This window comes from Burkholderia sp. CCA53, from assembly GCF_001685525.1.
Lineage (GTDB): Bacteria > Pseudomonadota > Gammaproteobacteria > Burkholderiales > Burkholderiaceae > Burkholderia > Burkholderia multivorans.
The window spans coordinates 2,328,796-2,347,045 of record NZ_BDDJ01000002.1 but is presented as its reverse complement, the minus strand read 5'-3'; the positions used below and the strand labels follow the sequence as shown (position 1 = coordinate 2,347,045).

Sequence of the window (18,250 nt, the reverse complement as noted above, 5' to 3'; positions counted from 1 at the left end):
GCGCGAACCGCCATTTTTTCTTTCGACAGAGGTGCGATGGGCACTCACGTTTCGTCGTCCCGCGATGCGGCCGCGCGGCCGCGCGCGCAACAGATCGCGCGCGCCGTGCTGTATGCGGCGCTTCTCGCGCTTGCGCTGTGGGTGATCCGCGCATTCATTCCGGCGATCGCCTGGGCCTGCGTGATCGCGATCGCGATGTGGCCGCTGCTGCAGCGAATCGAGGCGAATGCGCTGCTGCGCAACCGGCCGACGCTGGTCGCGACGATCGTCACGGCGGCCGTGTCGCTGCTGGTCGTGCTGCCGGTCGCGATCGCGCTCACGCAGGCGATCGTGCAGGCGCACGACCTGCGCGAATGGTTCCAGTCGATCCGCGACAACGGCATTCCGCTGCCGGACGTCGTGAACCGGCTGCCGTACGGCGCCGCGCAGATCACGCAATGGTGGCAAACCAACCTCGGCCATCCGCTGCATGCGGCCACCGCGATGCACGGCGCGAGCGGCGAGAAGGTGCTCGCGTTCGGGCGGCAGTTCGGCACGCGCGTCGCGCATGCGGTATTCGAATTCGGCTTCATGCTCGTCACGCTGTTCGTGATCGTGCGCGCCGGACACCGGCTGGCCGGCGAACTGCTGCAGGGCGCGCAGCGCGCGTTCGGCCACGACGGCGCGCATCTGATCGAGCGGATGGTCGCCGCGGTGCAGGGCACGGTCACGGGCCTCGTCGTCGTGGGGCTCGGCGAAGGCGCGCTGCTCGGCGTTGCCTATGCACTCGCCGGCGTCCCGCATGCGGCGCTGCTCGGCGTCGTCACCGCCGTCGCCGCGATGCTGCCGTTCTGCGCGCCCCTCGTGTTCTGCGGCGCCGCGCTGTGGCTGTTCGTGCAGGGCGCGACCGCGTGGGCGGTCGTGATCGCCGTGCTCGGCTTCGTCGTCGTGTTCGTTGCCGAACACTTCGTGCGGCCGGTGCTGATCGGCAACTCGGCACGGCTGCCGTTCCTGCTCGTGCTGTTCGGCATTCTCGGCGGCGCCGAAACGTTCGGCCTCATCGGCCTGTTCGTCGGCCCCGCGCTGATGACGGTGCTGACCGTGCTGTGGGCCGAATGGCGCGCGTAAGCGTTGCATCCGGCACGCCGCGCACACCGAATTCGACATTTCTTTGCGATCCGAACCCCAAAGGTCGAGTAGCATGGGGCTTTCGGTCGCGCCGGCAGGCGCAGCAGAACTCTTCCCAGCATGCGATTGATCCGGATGTCCCGTCCCGCTGCAACGCTTTCTTTGGCCGCCGGCTGCCTGATGCTGCACGGCTGCGCGTGGTTCGATGCATGGCTGCCGTTCTCGTATTCGCGTATGCCGGTGCCGAAGGCCGCGTCGCGGCACGGCGCGACGCGCGACACGGTCGTCCACGCCGGCGGCAATCCGCGCAGCGTGTGGATGGTGCGCAACGGCAGCGGCGTTTGCTACAACTATCTGCTCGAACACGGCGACGAGCGCCGGCCGTACTTCGTCGTGTTCGACCGCGCCGGCGCGGTCACGCACCACGGCTTCGACACCTGCATGAACGCCGACCGCAGCGGCCGGCTGCAGGCGCGCAACGGCGGCGCGTAGCGCGGCAGCCGCCGGCGCGCTAGGCGATCGTGTCGACGACGCCGCCGTCGACGCGCAGCGCCGCGCCCGTCGTCGCCGATGCCTGCGGCGAACACACGTAGACGACCATGTTCGCGACTTCCTCGGGCGTCGCGGGCCGCTGAATGATCGAACTCGCGCGATGCTCGCGGACGAAGTCGACCGCGACGTCGTCGACGCTGCGACCGGTCTGATCGGCCGTCTCCTGCAGCATCGTGCGCACGCCTTCCGACAGCGTCGGCCCCGGCAGCACCGAATTGACGGTCACGCGCGTGCCGGCCGCGAGCTTCGCGAGGCCGCGCGCGATCGACAGCTGGGCCGTCTTCGAGAAGCCGTAATGAATCATGTCGACGGGAATGTTCAGTCCCGACTCCGACGACACGAACACGACGCGGCCCCAGTCGCGTTCGAGCATCCCTTTCAGATAGTGCCGCGCGAGCCGCACGCCCGACATCACGTTCATCTCGAAGTAGTGCGTCCATTCGGCATCGTCGATGTCGAAGAACGGCTTCAGCCCGTAGATGCCCGCGTTGTTGACGAGGATGTCGGCGTTCGGCGTGTGCTGCGCGATGCGCGCGGCGCCGGCGGCGCCGGACAGGTCGGCGGCGACGCCGTCGATATCCGCGCCGGGCGCGGCCGTGCGCAGGTGGGCGATCGCCGATTGGACCGACGCGTCGCTGCGCCCGTTGACGACGACGCGTGCGCCTGCGCGCGCGAGTCCTTCGGCGACGGCGAGTCCGATGCCGGCGGTCGAAGCGGTGACGACCGCGGTCTTGCCTTTCAGATCGATGTGCATGAGCGTACCGGAAGAAGAGGGAACGGAGCCGCCGGCGCATGCCGCAGCGGCCGGAGTTCCAAGCTTAGGCGAAACCGCGCGCGCCGGCAGCGAAGCGATGCGCGCCGCTTGCGCGGTGCGACGCAGTCTTGTACGGTGTGCATTCGTCATTCGCTCCGGGAGCCCGTCGCGTGCGCCGTACCGTCCGCTCGTCCACGATGCCGTCGCCGTTCTGGCGCGACGCCGCGCTGCCGTTCATCGAAGCGCGCACCGTCGACGACGGGCGCGAACTCTGCTACGTGAAGCACACGCACGACACGTTCTCGATCGGCGCGATCGTCGGCGGCACGAGCACGTACGTGAACGGCACGACGAACCAGCACGTCGGGCGCGGCGTGCTCGTCATCATCGATCCGGAACAGGTGCATGCGTGCAATCCGTACGGGCCCGACAACTGGGCGTACCGGATGGTGTACGTCGACGTGCCGTGGCTCGCGCGGCTCCAGCATTCGCTCGGCCGCGACGCGAACACGGATTTCCACGGTTTTTCGTCGAAATGGACGCAGCGGCGCGATCTGTTCGCGCAGTTCGGTCGTTTCTACCGCACGCTCGTCGCGCCCGGCGTCGACGCGCTCGCGAAGGAGAGCGCGGCGGTGACATTCTTCACGCGGCTGCACGGCGCGCTCGACCGCGCGGTGCCCGACGCGCGGCGCGGGGACGACAACGCGAAGCTCGCGCGGGCGGCCGACTACATCGCCGCGCACTGCCGGCAGCCGCTGACGCTCGACGCGATCTGCGCAGCGGCCGATCTGTCGCCGTCGTATCTGATCCGCGCGTTCGGCGCGCGCTACGGCATGACGCCGCATGCGTTCCTGATCGACCGTCGCGTGCAATACGGGCGTGCGGAACTGCGCCGCGGTCGTCCGATCGCCGACGTCGCACTCGACGCCGGTTTCGCCGATCAGGCGCATTTCCAGCGAGCATTCCGTCGGATCGCGGCCGCGACGCCCGGCCAGTATCGCGGCGCGGCCCGCTGAAGCGCCGCGCGCGCCGCGTGGCGAGGCGTCGCGATTACACGTCGAGCAGATACAACGCGCTTCCCGCCAGCAGCAACGCCATCAGCCGATTGAATACGCGCATCCGGCGCGCGCTCGCGAGCCGCTGCCGCAGCGATGCGCCCGCATACGCCCAGCAGCCGATCGACGCGAAACAGATCACGAGATACAGCGCGGCGAATTGCCAGACCTGCGCGCGATCGCCGTTGGCCGCATACGCGCCCATTGCCGCGACGCACGCGAGCCACGCTTTCGGATTGAGCCACTGCATCGCCGCGCCCGACGCCGCGGACGGCCCCGTGACTTTCGTATCGGCCGGCAGCCGGCCGTCGTCGAGTGCGAGGCGCCATGCCATGTAGAGCAGGAACGCGATACCGGACCAGCGTGTCGCGCTCGTCAGCGCGGGCCAGCGCTCGAGCGCCGCGTGCAGGCCGAGGCCGGTCAGCAGAAACAGCGCGACGAAACCGAGCGTCGCGCCGGCCGCATAGCGCAGCCCCGCGCGCAGCCCGTGACGCGCGCCCGCGCCGAGCGCGACGATGTTGACCGGACCGGGCGTGATCGACGAAGCCAGCGCGAACGCGGCCATCGAAACCAGCATGCTCATCGAATCTCTCCATGCGAATGTCGGAACTCGCATCGAGAGTAAGCATGCGGCGCGCGCGCGTATTGAAGAAAACTGCCGTCGGCGCGTCGCGCGAACTCAGTGCGCCGCGCGCGACGGGCGCGCGTGCGGCAGCGTCGCCGACGCCGGGTGGCCGGATGGGTCGTGCGCGCGCGCCGGTGTGTCGGCGGAAGGTTGCGCGCACACCGAGAAGCCGAACGTATTGACGCCGTCGGCGCACGTGACGAACACGCTGCCGCCGTGCATTTCGGCGACGGCCTTCACGATCGACAGCCCGAGCCCGTGATTTTCCATGCTGTTCGCACGCGCTTCCTCGAGCCGGTAGAAACGCTCGAACACATGCGCGCGCCGCGCGGGATCGATCGGCTCGCCGGGGTTCGCGACCGATACGTCGACGAGCGCGTCGCGCGGCGCGATCGTCACGTGCAGCGTCGCGCCCGGCGCCGAATGCTGGATCGCGTTGATCAGCAGGTTCGTCATCGCGCGCCGGAACAGCGACGGATCGACGGCCGCACGCGCGTCGCCGTGCAGTTCGGCGCGCAGTTGCGCTTCGTCGAGCGGGATTTCGAGGAAGTCGAGCATCCGCTGCACCTCGTGCGCGAGCGACACGTATTTCAGATCGGTCGCGCGTTCGCCGCGGTCGCTGCGCGACAGGAACAGCATGTCGTTGATGATCACGCGCAAGCGCTCGAATTCCTCGAGATTCGACTGCAGCGTCTGGCGCAGCCGGTCGGCGGAACGGTCCCGGCTCGTCAGCGCGACCTGCGTCTGGCCGATCAGAATGCTGACCGGCGTGCGCAGCTCGTGAGCGACGTCCGCGTTGAATGCTTCGAGCCGCTCGTAGGTCTGCTGGATGCGCTCGAGCGCGCCGTTGAACGAGGCGGCCAGTTCGCGCAGCTCGGCCGGCAGCGCGTCGGTCTGCAGTCGCTGCCGGCGGTTCGCGACGCTGACGGCCGCCGCGTCCTGCGACAGCCGGTCGAGAGGCGCGAGCCCGAAGCGCGCGACCGCGCGGCTCAGCATCAGCGTGAGGACGGTCGCGGTCGCGATCAGCGCGGCGAGCGTCCAGCCGAAGCGGCGCAGCATCCGCTGCGTGCGCTCGCACGAGCTCGCGACGATCAGCTTCAGCGTCGGTCGCGCGCCGCTACCGGCCACCGTGACGGTTTTCGTCATGACGTCGTAGCTGCTGTCGTTGAGCGCGTAGCGCTGGAACGCGCCGAGCGGTGCGCCGACCGGCACGCCGTCGACGGGGCGGCCGAAGCGGAAGTCCGGATTCGGCGTGTCGACCTGATAGCGCGTCGAGCCGTCGGGCGGCTCGAGGTCGGCCAGCTTCTCCTTCATCAGCCGGCCGCGTTCGGGCGTGAGCGCATGCGACACGATCATTTCGGCGACCTTCGCGCGCGTGTCGAGCGTCGCGCGCAGCTCGGCGAACAGCTGGCGCTCCATCATCACGAACAACCCGCAGCCGACGAGCGTAAACACGAGCAGCGACACGATGCCGAACATCGTCGACAGCCGCAGCGCGATCGAGCGTTTCATGTGCGCTTCTCCGCGTCGCCGCCGTCGTCGCGCGCTTCGAGGACGTAGCCCATGCCGCGAATCGTATGCAGCAGCTTGTCCGGGAACGGACCGTCGAGCTTCGCACGCAGCCGCTTGATCGCGGTTTCGACGACGTTCGCGTTGCTGTCGAAATTGACGTCCCAGACGAGCTCGGCGATCGTCGTCTTCGACAGCACCTCGCCGCTGCGCCGCGCGAGCACGCCGAGCAGCTGGAATTCCTGCGCGGTCAGATCGAGCCGCGTGCCGTCGCGCGTCGCGCGGCGGCCGATCAGGTCGACACGCAGATCGCCGATCGAGATCAGCGTCGATTCCTGCACGCGCGCGCGACGCGTCAATGCGCGCAGCCGCTCGATCAGTTCGAGGAACGAGAACGGCTTGGTCAGATAGTCGTCGGCGCCGCCGCGCAGCCCGCGTACGCGGTCGTCGACGCGGTCGCGCGCGGTCAGCATGATGACGGGCGTCTGCTTCTGCGCGCGCAAGGCGCGCAGCACGCCGAAGCCGTCGAGCTTCGGCAGCATCACGTCGAGCACGACCACGTCGTAGTCGAACTCGACCGCCTTCCAGGCACCGTCCTCGCCGTCGAGCGCGGTATCGACGACCCAGCCTTCCTCGGTCAGTCCGCTCTTCAGATATTCGACGACTTTCGGTTCGTCTTCGATGATCAGTACTTTCATGTTCGGATCCGTTATCGCGTGACCGCTGACGGGCGCGTGCCGGCGGCGTCCGCGGCCGCCATGTCGGAGGAGGTAGCGGCCGCGCCGTTCCAGCCGCCGCCGAGCGCCTTCGCGAGAAAGACCACGAGCGCCGCGCGCTGCCCCTGGATCTGCACGGCTTGCCGCTCGCTCGTCAGCAACTGCTGTTCGGCCGTCAGCACGTCGATGAAGGGCGCGAGCCCGCCCGCGTAGCGGTCCTGCGCGAGCGACACGAGCCGGCGCGCGTCGTCGACGGCGGCGGACGCCTGCTGCGCCGCGTCGGCCAGCACCGACAGTCCGGTCACCGCATTTTGCACCTCCTCGAACGCGGTGAGCACCGTCTGCCGATAGTTGGCCTGCGCGGCGACGTAGCCGGCCTGCGCGAAATCGACGCCGGCCCTCAGCTTGCCGCCCGCGAACAGCGATTCGCTCGCCGACGCGCCGATCGACCACAGCAGCGCCGGCACCGTGAACAGACCGGAGAAGCGCGTCGCGTCCCAGCCGATGTCGGGCGACAGCGCGATGCGCGGAAAGTACGCGGCGCGCGCGATGCCGATCTGCGCGTTGGCGGCGGCCATCGCGCGCTCGGCCGACGCGACGTCCGGGCGCCGCTCCAGCAGATCGCTCGGGATGCCGGTCGGCAGCGCGGGCGCATTGATCGGCACCACGCGCGGCGGCAGCGAGAACGCAGGCGCCGGTGTGCCGACGAGCGTCGCGATCGCGGTTTCGACCTGCGCGCGCTGCCGTACCAGCAACTGCGCCTGCGTGCGCGTCGCGTCGAGCTGCGCGCGCTGCTGCAGCAGGTCGAGGCCCGACACCGCACCGAGATCGTGGCGCGCGCTCACATAGTCGAGCGCCTTCTGCTGCAGCGCGATCGAGCGCTGCACGACGTCGATCTCCGCGTCGAGCTCGCGCAGCGCGAAATAGCTCGACGCGAGATCGGCGCTCAGCACGACGCGCGCGTTCGCGAAATCGTCGCGCGCCTGGTCGGTATTCGCCTCGGCGGCCTCGACCGTGCGCCGCACGCGGCCGAACAGGTCGAGCTCGTAGCTGACGCTCGCGCCGATCTGGATGTCGTTCTGCACCGTCGATACGTTCTGCGTCGCGTAGTTCGTCTGCGGCCTATCGGCCGAGATGCGAAAGCGCTGGCCGCTCGCGTTCAGCGAGACGGCCGGATATTGCGCGGACGCGACCGACGCGAGCGTGGCCTTCGCCTGGTCGTAGCGCGCGGCGACGGCCTTCAGGTTCTGGTTGTTGCGCTGCGCCTCGGCTTCGAGCGCGTCGAGCTGCGGATCGCCGAATGCGGTCCACCACGTCGCGTCGAGCGGCGCGCGCGCCGGCGCGGCCGGATGCCAGTACGCGTCGGCCGGATCGACGTGCCACGCGGCCGGCGTGTCGACCGCGGGCCGCCGGTAGTCGGGGCCGACCGTGCAGCCGGCGAGGGCGGCTGCCGCCGCGATCGCGCAGGCGGCGACGGCACGGCGCGGGCCGGTCGCGATCACGATCCGGCTCCTGCGGCGGCCGACGCCGGTTGCGCGGTCGGCGTCGACACGACGACCGTATCGCCGTTCGCGAGCGCGTCGCCCGGGTTCGCGACGAGGCGGTCGTCCGGCGTGAGCGCGCCGTCGACTTCGAGCGTCTGGCCGATCGTGCGCACGACCGTCACGGGCTTCAGATGCACGCGGCCGTTCGCGTCGACGCTCGCGACCGTCGGTCCTTCCGCGCGGAACAGCAGCGTGCTGGCCGGAATCTGCAGGCGGCCGACCGGCGTCATCGGCAGCGTGGCCTGCACGTAGGCGCCCGGCAGCAGCCGCTCGTCCAAGTTCGGCAGCGTGATCTCGACCTGCAGCGAGCGCGTCGCGACGTCGATCGCCTGCGCGGTGCGCGTGATCGTGCCGTCGAACGTGCGCCCAGGCAGCTCGGCCTGCGACACGCTCACGTGCTGGCCGACCTTCACCTGCTGCGCGTACGCCTGCGGCACCTGCACGTACAGGCGCAGCCGGTCGGCCTGCACGACCGTAAACAGCGCGCGCCCGGCGTTGCCGGAGCTGACGAGATCGCCGACGTCGACGTTGCGCTGCGTGACGACGCCGTCGATCGGCGCGACGATGCGCTGGAAGCCCTTCAGCTCGGTGAGCCGGCGCACGTTCGCGTCGGCCGCCGCGAGATTCGCGGTGCCTTGATTGAACGCGCCCTGACGGTCGTCGAGTTCCTGCTGCGACACCGCATCGCGTTCGCGCAACTGCTGCGCGCGCTCGAACGACGTCTTTGCGAGCGCGAGCGCCGCCTGTGCCTGCCGCCGTTGCGCGCCGGCCTGCGCGAGTTCCTGATCGAGCTCCGGCGTATCGAGTTCGGCGAGCAGCTGCCCTTGCTTCACGTGCGTGCCGATGTCGGCGTGCCAGCGCAGCACGTAGCCGCTCGCGCGCGCGTAGATCGGCGCCTCGACGTAGCCGCGCAGCGTGCCGGGCAGCGTCAGGCGGCCGCCGCTTGCCGCATCGACAGGATGGACGACGGTCACGTATTGCCGCGTGTTCTGCTCGGCGACGGCGTCGAGCCGGCCGCGGTTCAGCACGTTGACGACGATCGTGCGCGCGGCGCCCGCGGCGAGCAGCACGCCGATCACGATCAGCACGATCCGCGCGCGTCGCGACACGGCCGTGCGGGACGGCAGGTGCATCCCGTGGTCGTCCACCTGGATGCCGACGCTGCTGTGATGTTTCTCTTCCATGAATTCAACCGGTCAGGATGCGAGAGGTTAGGGTGCCGTGCGGCGTTCGCGCCGGCGCGCGAGCCGCGCATGCACGCCGCCGAACACGAGCGGCACGAACAGCAGCGTCGATACGGTCGCGAACAGCAGTCCGCCGATCACCGCGCGGCCGAGCGGCGCGTTCTGTTCCGCGCCTTCGCCGAGCCCGAGCGCCATCGGCACCATTCCGATGATCATGGCGAGCGCGGTCATGAGCACGGGGCGGATCCGCGTGGCGCCGGCCTCGAGCGCGGCCGCCAGCGGCGGTGCGCCGGCCGCGAGCCGCTGCCGCGCGAACGACACGACCAGAATGCTGTTGGCCGTGGCGACGCCGACCGTCATGATCGCGCCCGTCAGCGCAGGCACGCTCAGGTGCGTGCCGGTGATGAACAGCATCCACGCGATGCCCGCGAGCGCGGCCGGCATCGCGCTGACGATGATGAGCGGGTCGAGCCACGACTGGAAATTGACGACGATCAGCAGATAGACGAGCACGATCGCCATCGCGACGCCGGCGCCGAGCCCGAGATACGAGCTGCGCATCGTCTCGATCTGGCCGCGCATCGTCAGGTCGGTGCCGCGCGGCAGCGTGGCGCGCGTGTCCGACACGATGCGCGCGATGTCGCTCGCGACCGAACCGAGATCGCGGCCTTCGACGCTCACGTACAGATCGATCGCCGGACGGATGTTGTAGTGCGTGACGATGGCCGGCCGAGCTTCCGCGCGCATCCGCACGAGGTTGCCGAGCAGTTGCGCAGGCGTGCCCGTACGGCCGTTCGCGGCGACCGGCGTGCCGAGCAGGTCGTCGACCGACGCGATGTCGTATTGCGGGGTCTGGATCGACAGCGGGTACTGCACGCCCGTTCTCGGATTGATCCAGAACGACGGCGTGGTCTGCGAACTGCCGGACAGCGAGATCAGCATGTTCTGCGCGACGTTCTGCGCGGACAGGTTCAGCTGCTGCATGCGCGTACGATCCATGTCGGCCAGCAGGGTCGGCTCGTCATTGCGCTGCAGCACGTGCACGTCGACGGCGCCGGGAATGCGCCTGACCTCTTTCATCAGGCGGCTCGCGATGGTCATGTTACTCGCGAGATCGTTGCCGAGCACCTGCACGTCGATCGCGGCCGGCTGACCGAAGTTCAGGATCTGCGTGATGATGTCCGACGGCTGGAAGAAGAATTCGACGCCCGGAAAGCGCGCCGGCAGCGCCGCGCGCAGCGCGCGCACGTACTCCTGCGTCGAGCGGTGGCCGGGCTTCAGCGCGATCAGGATCTCGCCGTCGAGCGAGCCGATCGTGCCGGCGTTGCTGTACGACAGATTGATGCCGCTCACCGGCAGCCCGAGGTTGTCGACGATCGCGCCGAGCTCGTCGGGCGGCACGATGTCGCGCACGGCACGCTCGACGCGATCCGCGAGGCGCGCGGTCTCCTCGATCCGGTAGCCGGTCGGGGCGCGTATATGCAGGCGGATGTTGCCGGAATCCGCATTCGGGAAGAAATCGCGGCCGAGCACGAACACGAGGCCCGTCGACAGCAGGCAGAAGCCGAGAAAGCAGGTCGCGTAGAAGCGCCGGCGCACCAGCAGCATGCTGAGCAGCACGATGTACCACGCGCGCAGGCGCTCGAACGCCGCGTTGAACGCGCGATGCAGCCGCGCGAAGCGGCCCGTCGCGCGCTCGGTGCCGACGCTCGCCTGCTGCGGCCGGAACAGCAGCATCGCGAGCGTCGGCACGAGCGTGCGCGACAGCACGTAAGACGCGAGCATCGCGAACACGACGGCCTCGGCGAGCGGCACGAACAGGTAGCGCGCGACGCCCGTCAGGAAGAACATCGGCACGAACACGATGCAGATGCAGAGCGTCGACACGAACGCGGGCACCGCGATCTCGCCCGCGCCTTCGAGGATCGCGTCGTGCAGATCGGTGCCGAGATGCAGATGGCGCTCGATGTTCTCGATCGTCACCGTCGCATCGTCGACGAGAATCCCGACCGCGAGCGCAAGCCCGCCGAGCGTCATGATGTTGATCGTCTCGCCGAGCGCGGACAGCACGATCAGCGACGTGAAGATCGACAGCGGAATCGAGATCGCGATGATCAGCGTGCTGCGCCAGTTGCCGAGAAACAGCAGGATCATCATCGCGGTCAGCACGGCCGCGATCAGCGCCTCGTGGATCACGCCCTGCACGGCGGCGTTCACGAACACCGACTGGTCGAACAGCGGCGTGATCGTCAGCCCTTCGGGCAGCGTCGGCTCGACGCGCGGCAGCAGCGCCTTCAGGTCGGAAACGACTTTCAGCGTCGAGGCGTCGCCGCTCTTCTGGATCGATACCAGCACGCCGCGCTGGCCGTTCTGCCGGACGACGTTGGTCTGCGGCGAGAACCCGTCGCGCACCGACGCGACTTCGCCGAGATAGGTCGTCGCGCCGTTCACGGTCTGGATCGGCAGGTGCGTGATGTCGGCGATCGTGTCGGCCGACGCGTTCGTGTCGATCCGGTATTCGGTCGGGCCCATCTTCGCGGTGCCGGTCGGCAGCGTCAGGTTCTGGGCGTTCACGGCGTTGACGACGTCGGCCGGCGTCAGGCCCTTCGCGCGCAGCGCCTGCGGATCGATGTCGATCGCGACGACGCGCGTGCGGCCGCCGTACGGAAACGGAATCTGCGCGCCCGGAATCGTGATCAGCTGCGGGCGCAGGAAATTCAGCGCGATGTCGCCGAGCGACTGCTCGCTGAGCGTCTTGCTCGACAGCCCGAGCTGGATCACCGGAATGCTCGACGCGGAATACGTGATCACGAGCGGCGGCGTCGCGCCCTGCGGCATTTGCCGGACGATCGCCTGCGCCGACGCGACCGTCTGCGCGATCGCGGTCTGCACGTTGGCGCCGGGCTGCAGGAACACCTTGACGACCGCGATGCCCGGCAGCGACGTCGACTCGATGTGCTGGATGTTGTTGACGGTCGTCGTCAGCGAGCGTTCGTGCACGGACGTGATGCGGTCGCTCATCTCCTTCGCGGAGAAGCCGTTGTACGACCAGATCACGCTGACCACCGGAATGTTGATCGACGGCAGCACGTCGACGGGCGTGCGCATCAGCGCAAGCGGCGTGGCCAGCACGATCATGATGGCCATCACGATGAACGTGTACGGGCGCCTGAGCGCGAGATTGACGATCCACATGGAGGGGAGGCGGGCAGGCGGCGGTCAGGCGGCGATGACGGGAACCCGAATGATAGGGGCGCACGCGCGACGGTTTGCTGGCGCGAAACTGGCGCAGCCGTCAGTTTCGCGCGCGGTGCACCGGCCGGCGTCGATCGCTTGCACGGTCAGATCTGTTCGAGCCCGACACGCGCGAGCGCGGCCGGATCGACGACGTCGATCTGGTTGTACGCGAGCCGCAGCACGCCGCGTCGTTCGAGCTGCTGCAGCGCCTGGTTGATCCGCTGCCGCGACACGCCGACGAGCATCCCGAGCTCCTCTTGCGAGATCGCGAGCGAGCGGCCGGTGTCGGGATACAGATCGGGGTTGAACAGCTGCGCGAGCGCTTGCGCGACGCGCGCGTCGACGTCGAGCAGCCGGCTGTTCTGGATCGACGCGATGAACTCGCCCATCCGGTTGTTCAGCTGATGAATCACGAAGCGCGTAAACGGCAGGCTGCTGTCGAGCAGCGCGTGGAACGTGTCGGCCGGCACGAACAGCACGGTCGAGCGCTGGATCGCGACGACTTCGTACTTGCGCGGCTCGCGCTTGATCACGCTGCCTTCGCCGAACCAGCCGCCGGACGGCACGCCGGAAAACGTGCAGCCGCGCCCCGACGCGTTGAAGATCGCAAGCTTCAGCAGCCCGCGGTGTACGCCGATCCAGTATTCGGACGGCGCGAGCCGCTGCGCGATCACGCTGCCCGCGTCGTGACGCTCGGCGCGCGACTGCGCGAGCACGCGCGCCTGATCGGCCGGCGCCAGCGCACGAAACCATGCGCAGGCGCCGAACAGCGCCGACAGCGGCGGCAGCGGGCCCGTTTCCGCGGGGAGGTCCGCGGTGCGGAGGCAGGCGTCGGATGCGTCGTGCATGAATGCGGGTTTGCGAGGATAGGGATAACGCGAGGCGCCTGGTCGGCACTCTGTCGTTTCGATGACAGACGGCTCACAATAGCGCCCGTTAGGCTGTCGGCAATTGAACCACATCAAAACGATCCGGGGGGCAGGCCGTTGGCAGGCCGTTCGGATCGACACGGGAGACAGGATCATGACGCAGATGTTCGAGGCCGGGCTCGGCCGCCGCGAGGCGAACTACGTACCGCTGACGCCGATCGATTTTCTGGTGCGCTCGGCCGAAGTCTATGGCGATCGCGTCGCGATCGTGCACGGCGACGTGCGGCGCACCTGGGCCGAAACCTATGCCCGCGCGCGGCGCCTCGCGAGCGCGCTTGCGGCGGCGGGCGTCGGGCGCGGCGAGACGGTCGCCGCGCTGCTGCCGAACATTCCCGCGATGGTCGAAGCGCACTTCGGCGTGCCGATGGCGGGCGCGGTGCTCAATACGATCAACACGCGGCTCGACGCCGCGTCGGTGCTGTTCATGCTGCGTCACGGCGAAGCGAAGGTGCTGATCGTCGATACCGAATATGCGGACATCGCGCAGCGCGCCGCGCTCGAACTGCCGGGGCTGAAGATCGTCAGCGTCGCCGACGCGATGCCGGCCGACCCCGCGCGCTTCGCGGGCGCGGTCGACTACGAAGCGTTCGTCGCCGCCGGCGATCCCGACTACGCATGGACGCCGCCCGCCGACGAGTGGGAAGCGATCGCGCTGAATTACACGTCGGGCACGACGGGCGATCCGAAGGGCGTCGTCTATCACCACCGCGGCGCGTATCTCGCGGCGATCAGCAACATCCTCGAATGGGACATGCCGAAGCACGCGGTGTATCTGTGGACGCTGCCGATGTTCCACTGCAACGGCTGGTGCTTTCCGTGGGCGGTCGCCGCGCGCGCGGGCGTGAACGTCTGCCTGCGCAAGTTCGACGCGAAGACGGTGTTCGACCTGATTCGCCGCGAGCGAGTCACGCATTACTGCGGCGCGCCGATCGTGCAGAGCGCGATCGCCAACGCGCCGGCCGAGCTGCGCGAGGGCATCGACCATACCGTGCACGCGATGGTAGCCGGCGCGGCGCCCGCGCCGGCCGTGATCGCGAAGATGAAGGAGATCGGCTTCGATCTGCTGCACGTGTACGGGCTCACCGAGGTGTACGGCCCGGCCACCGTGTGCGCGAAGCAGGCGCACTGGGACGCGCTGTCCGACGACGAGCGTGCGCGGCTGAATGCGCGGCAGGGCGTGCGCTATCACCTCGAAGCGGGCGCGACGGTGCTCGATCCCGACACGATGGCGCCGGTGCCGGCCGACGGCGAGACGCTCGGCGAAATCATGTTCCGCGGCAACATCTGCATGAAGGGCTACCTGAAAAACGAGAAGGCGACCGACGAAGCGTTCCACGGCGGCTGGTTCCATACCGGCGATCTCGGCGTGCTGACGCCGGACGGCTATATCCGCATCAAGGATCGCCGCAAGGACATCATTATCTCGGGCGGCGAGAACATTTCCAGCATCGAGGTCGAGGATGCGCTGTACCGGCATCCGGCCGTCGCGGTCGCGGCGGTGGTCGCGATGCCGGACCCGAAGTGGGGCGAGGTGCCGTGCGCATTCGTCGAGCTGCGCGACGGCGCGAGCGCGACCGAGGAGGAGATCGTCGCGCACTGCCGTCAGCTGCTCGCCGGCTTCAAGGTGCCGAAGGCCGTGCGGTTCGGCGAACTGCCGAAGACCTCGACCGGGAAGATCCAGAAGTTTCAGCTGCGCCATGCGGTCGGTTCGGCCGGCGCGATCGATCTGGCCGGCGACAAGAAATAGGCGCGCGGCCGCGCGGCGCTGCTCACGCGTCCTGCGCGAGGCGGAACACGCTGACCGCATCGGACAGCTGCGCGGCCTGGTCGCGCAGCGCGACGGCCGCGCGCTCCGCATCGGAGATCAGCGTCGCATTCTGCTGCGTCGCTTCGCCGATCTGCGCGACCGCGACGTTGACCTGCTCGATGCCGGTCGATTGCTCGCGCGACGCGGCGCTGATCTCGCCGATCAGCGTGCGGACCTGATCGACGCGCGCGACGATGTCGCGCATCGTGCCGCGTGCGGCTTCCGCGATCCGATAGCCGTGTTCGACGGTCGTCGACGATTCGGCGCTCAGCGCGTCGATTTCCTTGACGGCCGCCGCGCTGCGCTGCGCGAGCGCACGCACCTCGGCCGCGACGACCGCAAAGCCCTTGCCGTGCTCGCCCGCGCGTGCCGCTTCGACGGCGGCGTTCAGCGCGAGGATGTTGGTCTGGAACGCGATGCCTTCGATCGCGCTCGTGATTTCGGCGATCCGGCGCGTCGTGCGGCCGATCTCGTCCATCGTCGCGACGACGCGCTGCACGGCCTCGTCGCCGCTCGTCGCGGCGACGGCGGCGTCCGCGACGAGCGTGTTCGCCTGCGCCGCGTGCTCGGCGTTCTGCTGCACGGCCGCCGTGATTTGCTCCATGCTGGCGGCCGTCTGCTCGACGCTGCTTGCCTGCGTCGCGATTCGCGCGGCGATGTCGCCGCTGCCGGCCGCGATGCCGACCGTGCCGCGCGCGATGTCGGCCGAGCCGCTGCGCACTTGCGCGACGATCTGCGCGAGCCCGTCGCCGATCCCGTCGACCGCCTGCACGAGCCGGCCGATCTCGTCGTGGCCGATGGCGCCGCGCGCGGCGCCGTCGCGGATCCGCACGCTGAGATCGCCGGCCGCGTAGCGCTCCGACGCGCGTGCCGCCGCATCGAGCGGCCGGCTCACGACGCGGCGCACGACGAACGCGAACAGCACGGCGAACGCGACGACGAGCACCGCGCCGATCAGCAGGAAGCGGTTGCGCGTCGCGCGCATGTCGGCGAGCAGTTCGTCGTCGAGCGCGACGCCGCCGACGAGCCACTGCCACTGCGGAATCGTCGTAAACGACACGAATTTGTCGGTCGGCCCCACGTCGTGCGCGGCCGGATCGGTCGACGTGTACGCGAGACGGCCTTCGCCGGCCGCGAGCATCTGCGTGTACGGCGCGCGGGCGTCGTCGGCGCGCTTGCCGGCCGCGTCGGGGTGAACGACGAACGTGCCGCGCGATGCGCCGTGCGAGGCGTCGAGCACGAAGTAGTAGCCGTTGTTGCCGATCTTCAGCGCGCGGATGCCGTCGCGGACGAGCTGCAGCTCGGCGCCGACGTCGATGCCGACGAACAGCGCGCCGATCACGCGGCCCGTCGCGTCGGTCACCGGCTTGTACTGCGTGATGTACGGGCGGCCGAACAGGTTCGCGAGGCCCGTGTAGGTGCGCCCGGCGACGAGCGGCGCATACGCGGGGCCAGCGCGGTCGAGCCGCGTGCCGATCGCGCGCGTGCCGTCCTGCTTCTTCAGCGACGTCGTCACGCGGACGAAGTCGTCGCCGTCGCGCGCGAAGATCGTCGCGATCGCGCCGCTTTTCTTCAGGAACGCATCCGGAATCGTGTAGTCGAGGTCGAGCACCTGGCCGCCTGCGGACAAGGTCGGCGCGGCCACGCCGTCGATGTCGACGGTGCGCGTCGGATCGAGTGCGAAATCGGGCGGAAGGAAGCTCTCGAATAGCGACATCGCGCGCGTCGCTTCGGCCGACAGCGCATTGTCGAACAGCCCGACCATCGCGCGGATCGACTGCTCCTTGTCGGCGATGCGCGCGTGCGCTTCTTCGGCGAGCTGCCGGCCCGCGAAGTGGGCGAGCGCCCATGCGAAAACGGTGAACAGCAGCGCGACCAGCACGCACGCCAGCGTGGCAAGGCGAGTGCCGACGCTCACCCGGCCCAATTGAATTGTTCTCATACGGCATCCTGAGTGGGGAGGGAGAGGGGCGGAACGCACGCGTCACCGCTCGTCGCCGTTTCAACGGCAAGTTCGGCGGATTCTTTAGCGGGGGCCGCGCGCGTGCGCGGATGCAAGGAGGATCGGCGGGCGCAGCGACGGCCGGCTGCACTCAGTGCAGCACGAGCCACGCGATCGCGAGATACCGCCCGACCTTCGCGATCGTCACGATCGCGAGGAAGCTCGGCAGCGGCTCGCGCAGTACGCCGGCGATCATCGTCAGCGGGTCGCCGATCACCGGCGCCCAGCTGAGCAGCAGCGACCAGCGGCCGTAGCGCGCATACCAGCGCTCGGCGCGCGCGAGCGCCGATGCCTTGACGGGAAACCAGCGGCGCTCGCGGAACCGTTCGATGCCGCGGCCGAGCGTCCAGTTGATCGTCGAGCCCGCGACGTTGCCGACGCTCGCGACAAGCACCAGCGCCCACACGGGTTCGCGCCCGGCGAGGAGCAGGCCGGCGAGGACGGCTTCGGATTGCAGCGGGAACAGCGTCGCGGCGAGCATCGATACGGCGAACAGGCCGCCGTAGGTGAGCAGTTCGGGCATCGCGCGATTGTACCGGGCGCGCTGCCGGCGGCGCGGACCGTGTCTTCGAACGGCGACGCGCGATCGCGCGCTCAGTTCCATCCAGCCATGATCGCGCCCATGCCGACGAGCAGCCCGCCCGTCACGCGGTTCATCGCACGCATCCGCGCGGGCCGCTGCAAGGTGCGGCTGAGCCGGTGCGAGAACAGCGCCATCGACGCGACGCCGCCCGCGAACAGCAGCGCGAACGTCGTCGCGAGCAGCAGGTACTGGGCGTTGAGGCTCCAGCCGGCGTCGGGGTGGATGAATTGCGGAAAGAACGACGGGAAGAACAGCAGCGTCTTCGGATTGAGTCCGGACGTCGCGACGCCGCGCCAGAACAGCGCGCGGTCGGCGTCGGCCGCGGTGGGCTCGGTGGCGGCGGACGCGTTTGCCGGCGTGCGGCTCAGCCATTGCTTCGCGCCGAGCCAGACGAGATAGGCGGCGCCGGCCCAGCGCAGCACGGCGAGCGCGCGCTCGTCGAGATGGACGAGCGAGTTCAGGCACAGCGCGGTGAGCGCCAGTTGCAGCAGCACGGCGAGCGTGCCGCCCCAGACGCACGGCAGCGCGCGACGCCAGCCCGCGCGCAGCGCCTGGTTCATCGTGAGCAGGTTGACGGGGCCGGGGGCGTAGACGAGAACGACGGAAGCAGCGACGAACGACAGGTAAAGCTGGAACGACATGACAG

15 protein-coding genes are annotated in these 18,250 nt (G+C 69.4%); 4 read left to right on the top strand and 11 right to left on the bottom strand.

The features are described 5' to 3' along the window. Positions 1-36: 36 nt before the first annotated feature. Positions 37-1,107: an AI-2E family transporter gene (locus tag BCR55_RS26580; RefSeq protein ID WP_053298589.1), complete on the top strand. Its 1,071-nt coding sequence runs from the start codon at positions 37-39 to the stop codon at positions 1,105-1,107. A gap of 135 nt (positions 1,108-1,242) precedes the next feature. Next, a complete protein-coding gene (locus BCR55_RS26575) occupies positions 1,243-1,599 on the top strand; it encodes an osmotically-inducible lipoprotein OsmE (RefSeq protein WP_006403636.1) in 357 nt (118 codons plus the stop codon). A gap of 19 nt (positions 1,600-1,618) precedes the next feature. Here the strand turns inward: BCR55_RS26575 and BCR55_RS26570 are convergent, their stop codons facing one another. Beyond that, positions 1,619-2,413, bottom strand: a complete 795-nt coding sequence (locus BCR55_RS26570) for an SDR family NAD(P)-dependent oxidoreductase (RefSeq protein ID WP_065496605.1) — start codon at positions 2,411-2,413, stop codon at positions 1,619-1,621. 197 nt (positions 2,414-2,610) lie between these two features. Between BCR55_RS26570 and BCR55_RS26565 the strand changes: the two genes are divergently transcribed. Continuing rightward, positions 2,611-3,429: an AraC family transcriptional regulator gene (locus BCR55_RS26565; RefSeq protein ID WP_065496784.1), complete on the top strand. Its 819-nt coding sequence runs from the start codon at positions 2,611-2,613 to the stop codon at positions 3,427-3,429. Between the two features lie 34 nt (positions 3,430-3,463). Here BCR55_RS26565 and BCR55_RS26560 read toward each other — a convergent pair whose 3' ends face one another. The 7 genes from BCR55_RS26560 to BCR55_RS26530 form a co-directional block, all read right to left on the bottom strand. Next, positions 3,464-4,051, bottom strand: coding sequence for a LysE family translocator (locus BCR55_RS26560; protein ID WP_006403632.1), 588 nt, complete (start codon positions 4,049-4,051; stop codon positions 3,464-3,466). A gap of 96 nt (positions 4,052-4,147) precedes the next feature. Continuing rightward, positions 4,148-5,605 (bottom strand): heavy metal sensor histidine kinase, encoded by a 1,458-nt coding sequence (locus tag BCR55_RS26555; RefSeq protein ID WP_006403631.1) that lies wholly within the window; start codon positions 5,603-5,605, stop codon positions 4,148-4,150. Then, positions 5,602-6,300: a heavy metal response regulator transcription factor gene (locus BCR55_RS26550; RefSeq protein ID WP_065496603.1), complete on the bottom strand. Its 699-nt coding sequence runs from the start codon at positions 6,298-6,300 to the stop codon at positions 5,602-5,604. The genes BCR55_RS26555 and BCR55_RS26550 overlap by 4 nt, the downstream gene beginning before the upstream one ends. An 11-nt stretch (positions 6,301-6,311) precedes the next feature. Next, entirely contained in the window at positions 6,312-7,820 is a 1,509-nt protein-coding gene (locus BCR55_RS26545; RefSeq protein ID WP_065496600.1) for an efflux transporter outer membrane subunit, read from the bottom strand. Beyond that, complete coding sequence (locus BCR55_RS26540; RefSeq protein WP_006403628.1) at positions 7,817-9,046, bottom strand: efflux RND transporter periplasmic adaptor subunit; 1,230 nt, start codon at positions 9,044-9,046, stop codon at positions 7,817-7,819. Before BCR55_RS26540 ends, BCR55_RS26545 begins: the two co-directional genes overlap by 4 nt. A 27-nt stretch (positions 9,047-9,073) precedes the next feature. Further along, positions 9,074-12,241 carry an efflux RND transporter permease subunit gene (locus BCR55_RS26535; RefSeq protein WP_065496598.1) on the bottom strand — a complete coding sequence of 1,056 codons (3,168 nt, stop codon included), beginning with the start codon at positions 12,239-12,241 and terminating at the stop codon, positions 9,074-9,076. Positions 12,242-12,387: 146 nt separating this feature from the next. Continuing rightward, positions 12,388-13,131, bottom strand: coding sequence for a Crp/Fnr family transcriptional regulator (locus BCR55_RS26530; RefSeq protein ID WP_053298585.1), 744 nt, complete (start codon positions 13,129-13,131; stop codon positions 12,388-12,390). 175 nt (positions 13,132-13,306) lie between these two features. Here BCR55_RS26530 and BCR55_RS26525 point away from each other — a divergent pair, with 175 nt between their 5' ends. Then, entirely contained in the window at positions 13,307-14,959 is a 1,653-nt protein-coding gene (locus BCR55_RS26525) for an acyl-CoA synthetase (protein ID WP_053298584.1), read from the top strand. A 22-nt stretch (positions 14,960-14,981) separates the two neighbouring features. On the opposite strand, the gene BCR55_RS26520 is transcribed toward BCR55_RS26525, so the two are convergent. The 3 genes from BCR55_RS26520 to BCR55_RS26510 all read right to left on the bottom strand — a co-directional run bounded on the left by BCR55_RS26520 (position 14,982) and on the right by BCR55_RS26510 (position 18,245). Then, entirely contained in the window at positions 14,982-16,961 is a 1,980-nt protein-coding gene (locus tag BCR55_RS26520; protein ID WP_065496596.1) for a methyl-accepting chemotaxis protein, read from the bottom strand. Positions 16,962-17,112: 151 nt separating this feature from the next. Beyond that, positions 17,113-17,544 (bottom strand): YqaA family protein, encoded by a 432-nt coding sequence (locus BCR55_RS26515; protein ID WP_006409178.1) that lies wholly within the window; start codon positions 17,542-17,544, stop codon positions 17,113-17,115. 71 nt (positions 17,545-17,615) lie between these two features. Beyond that, entirely contained in the window at positions 17,616-18,245 is a 630-nt protein-coding gene (locus BCR55_RS26510) for a LysE family translocator (protein ID WP_006403623.1), read from the bottom strand. Positions 18,246-18,250: the final 5 nt, after the last annotated feature.

Bases quoted from the DNA above. Each gene is read 5' to 3' on its own strand.
- BCR55_RS26540 (WP_006403628.1), bottom strand. From the start codon at position 9,046: ATGGAAGAGAAACATCACAGCAGCGTCGGCATCCAGGTGGACGACCAC.
- BCR55_RS26510 (WP_006403623.1), bottom strand. From the start codon at position 18,245: ATGTCGTTCCAGCTTTACCTGTCGTTCGTCGCTGCTTCCGTCGTTCTC.
- BCR55_RS26555 (WP_006403631.1), bottom strand. From the start codon at position 5,605: ATGAAACGCTCGATCGCGCTGCGGCTGTCGACGATGTTCGGCATCGTG.
- BCR55_RS26515 (WP_006409178.1), bottom strand. From the start codon at position 17,544: ATGCCCGAACTGCTCACCTACGGCGGCCTGTTCGCCGTATCGATGCTC.
- BCR55_RS26520 (WP_065496596.1), bottom strand. From the start codon at position 16,961: ATGAGAACAATTCAATTGGGCCGGGTGAGCGTCGGCACTCGCCTTGCC.
- BCR55_RS26535 (WP_065496598.1), bottom strand. From the start codon at position 12,241: ATGTGGATCGTCAATCTCGCGCTCAGGCGCCCGTACACGTTCATCGTG.
- BCR55_RS26525 (WP_053298584.1), top strand. From the start codon at position 13,307: ATGACGCAGATGTTCGAGGCCGGGCTCGGCCGCCGCGAGGCGAACTAC.
- BCR55_RS26580 (WP_053298589.1), top strand. From the start codon at position 37: ATGGGCACTCACGTTTCGTCGTCCCGCGATGCGGCCGCGCGGCCGCGC.
- BCR55_RS26570 (WP_065496605.1), bottom strand. From the start codon at position 2,413: ATGCACATCGATCTGAAAGGCAAGACCGCGGTCGTCACCGCTTCGACC.
- BCR55_RS26530 (WP_053298585.1), bottom strand. From the start codon at position 13,131: ATGCACGACGCATCCGACGCCTGCCTCCGCACCGCGGACCTCCCCGCG.
- BCR55_RS26565 (WP_065496784.1), top strand. From the start codon at position 2,611: ATGCCGTCGCCGTTCTGGCGCGACGCCGCGCTGCCGTTCATCGAAGCG.
- BCR55_RS26575 (WP_006403636.1), top strand. From the start codon at position 1,243: ATGTCCCGTCCCGCTGCAACGCTTTCTTTGGCCGCCGGCTGCCTGATG.
- BCR55_RS26550 (WP_065496603.1), bottom strand. From the start codon at position 6,300: ATGAAAGTACTGATCATCGAAGACGAACCGAAAGTCGTCGAATATCTG.
- BCR55_RS26560 (WP_006403632.1), bottom strand. From the start codon at position 4,051: ATGAGCATGCTGGTTTCGATGGCCGCGTTCGCGCTGGCTTCGTCGATC.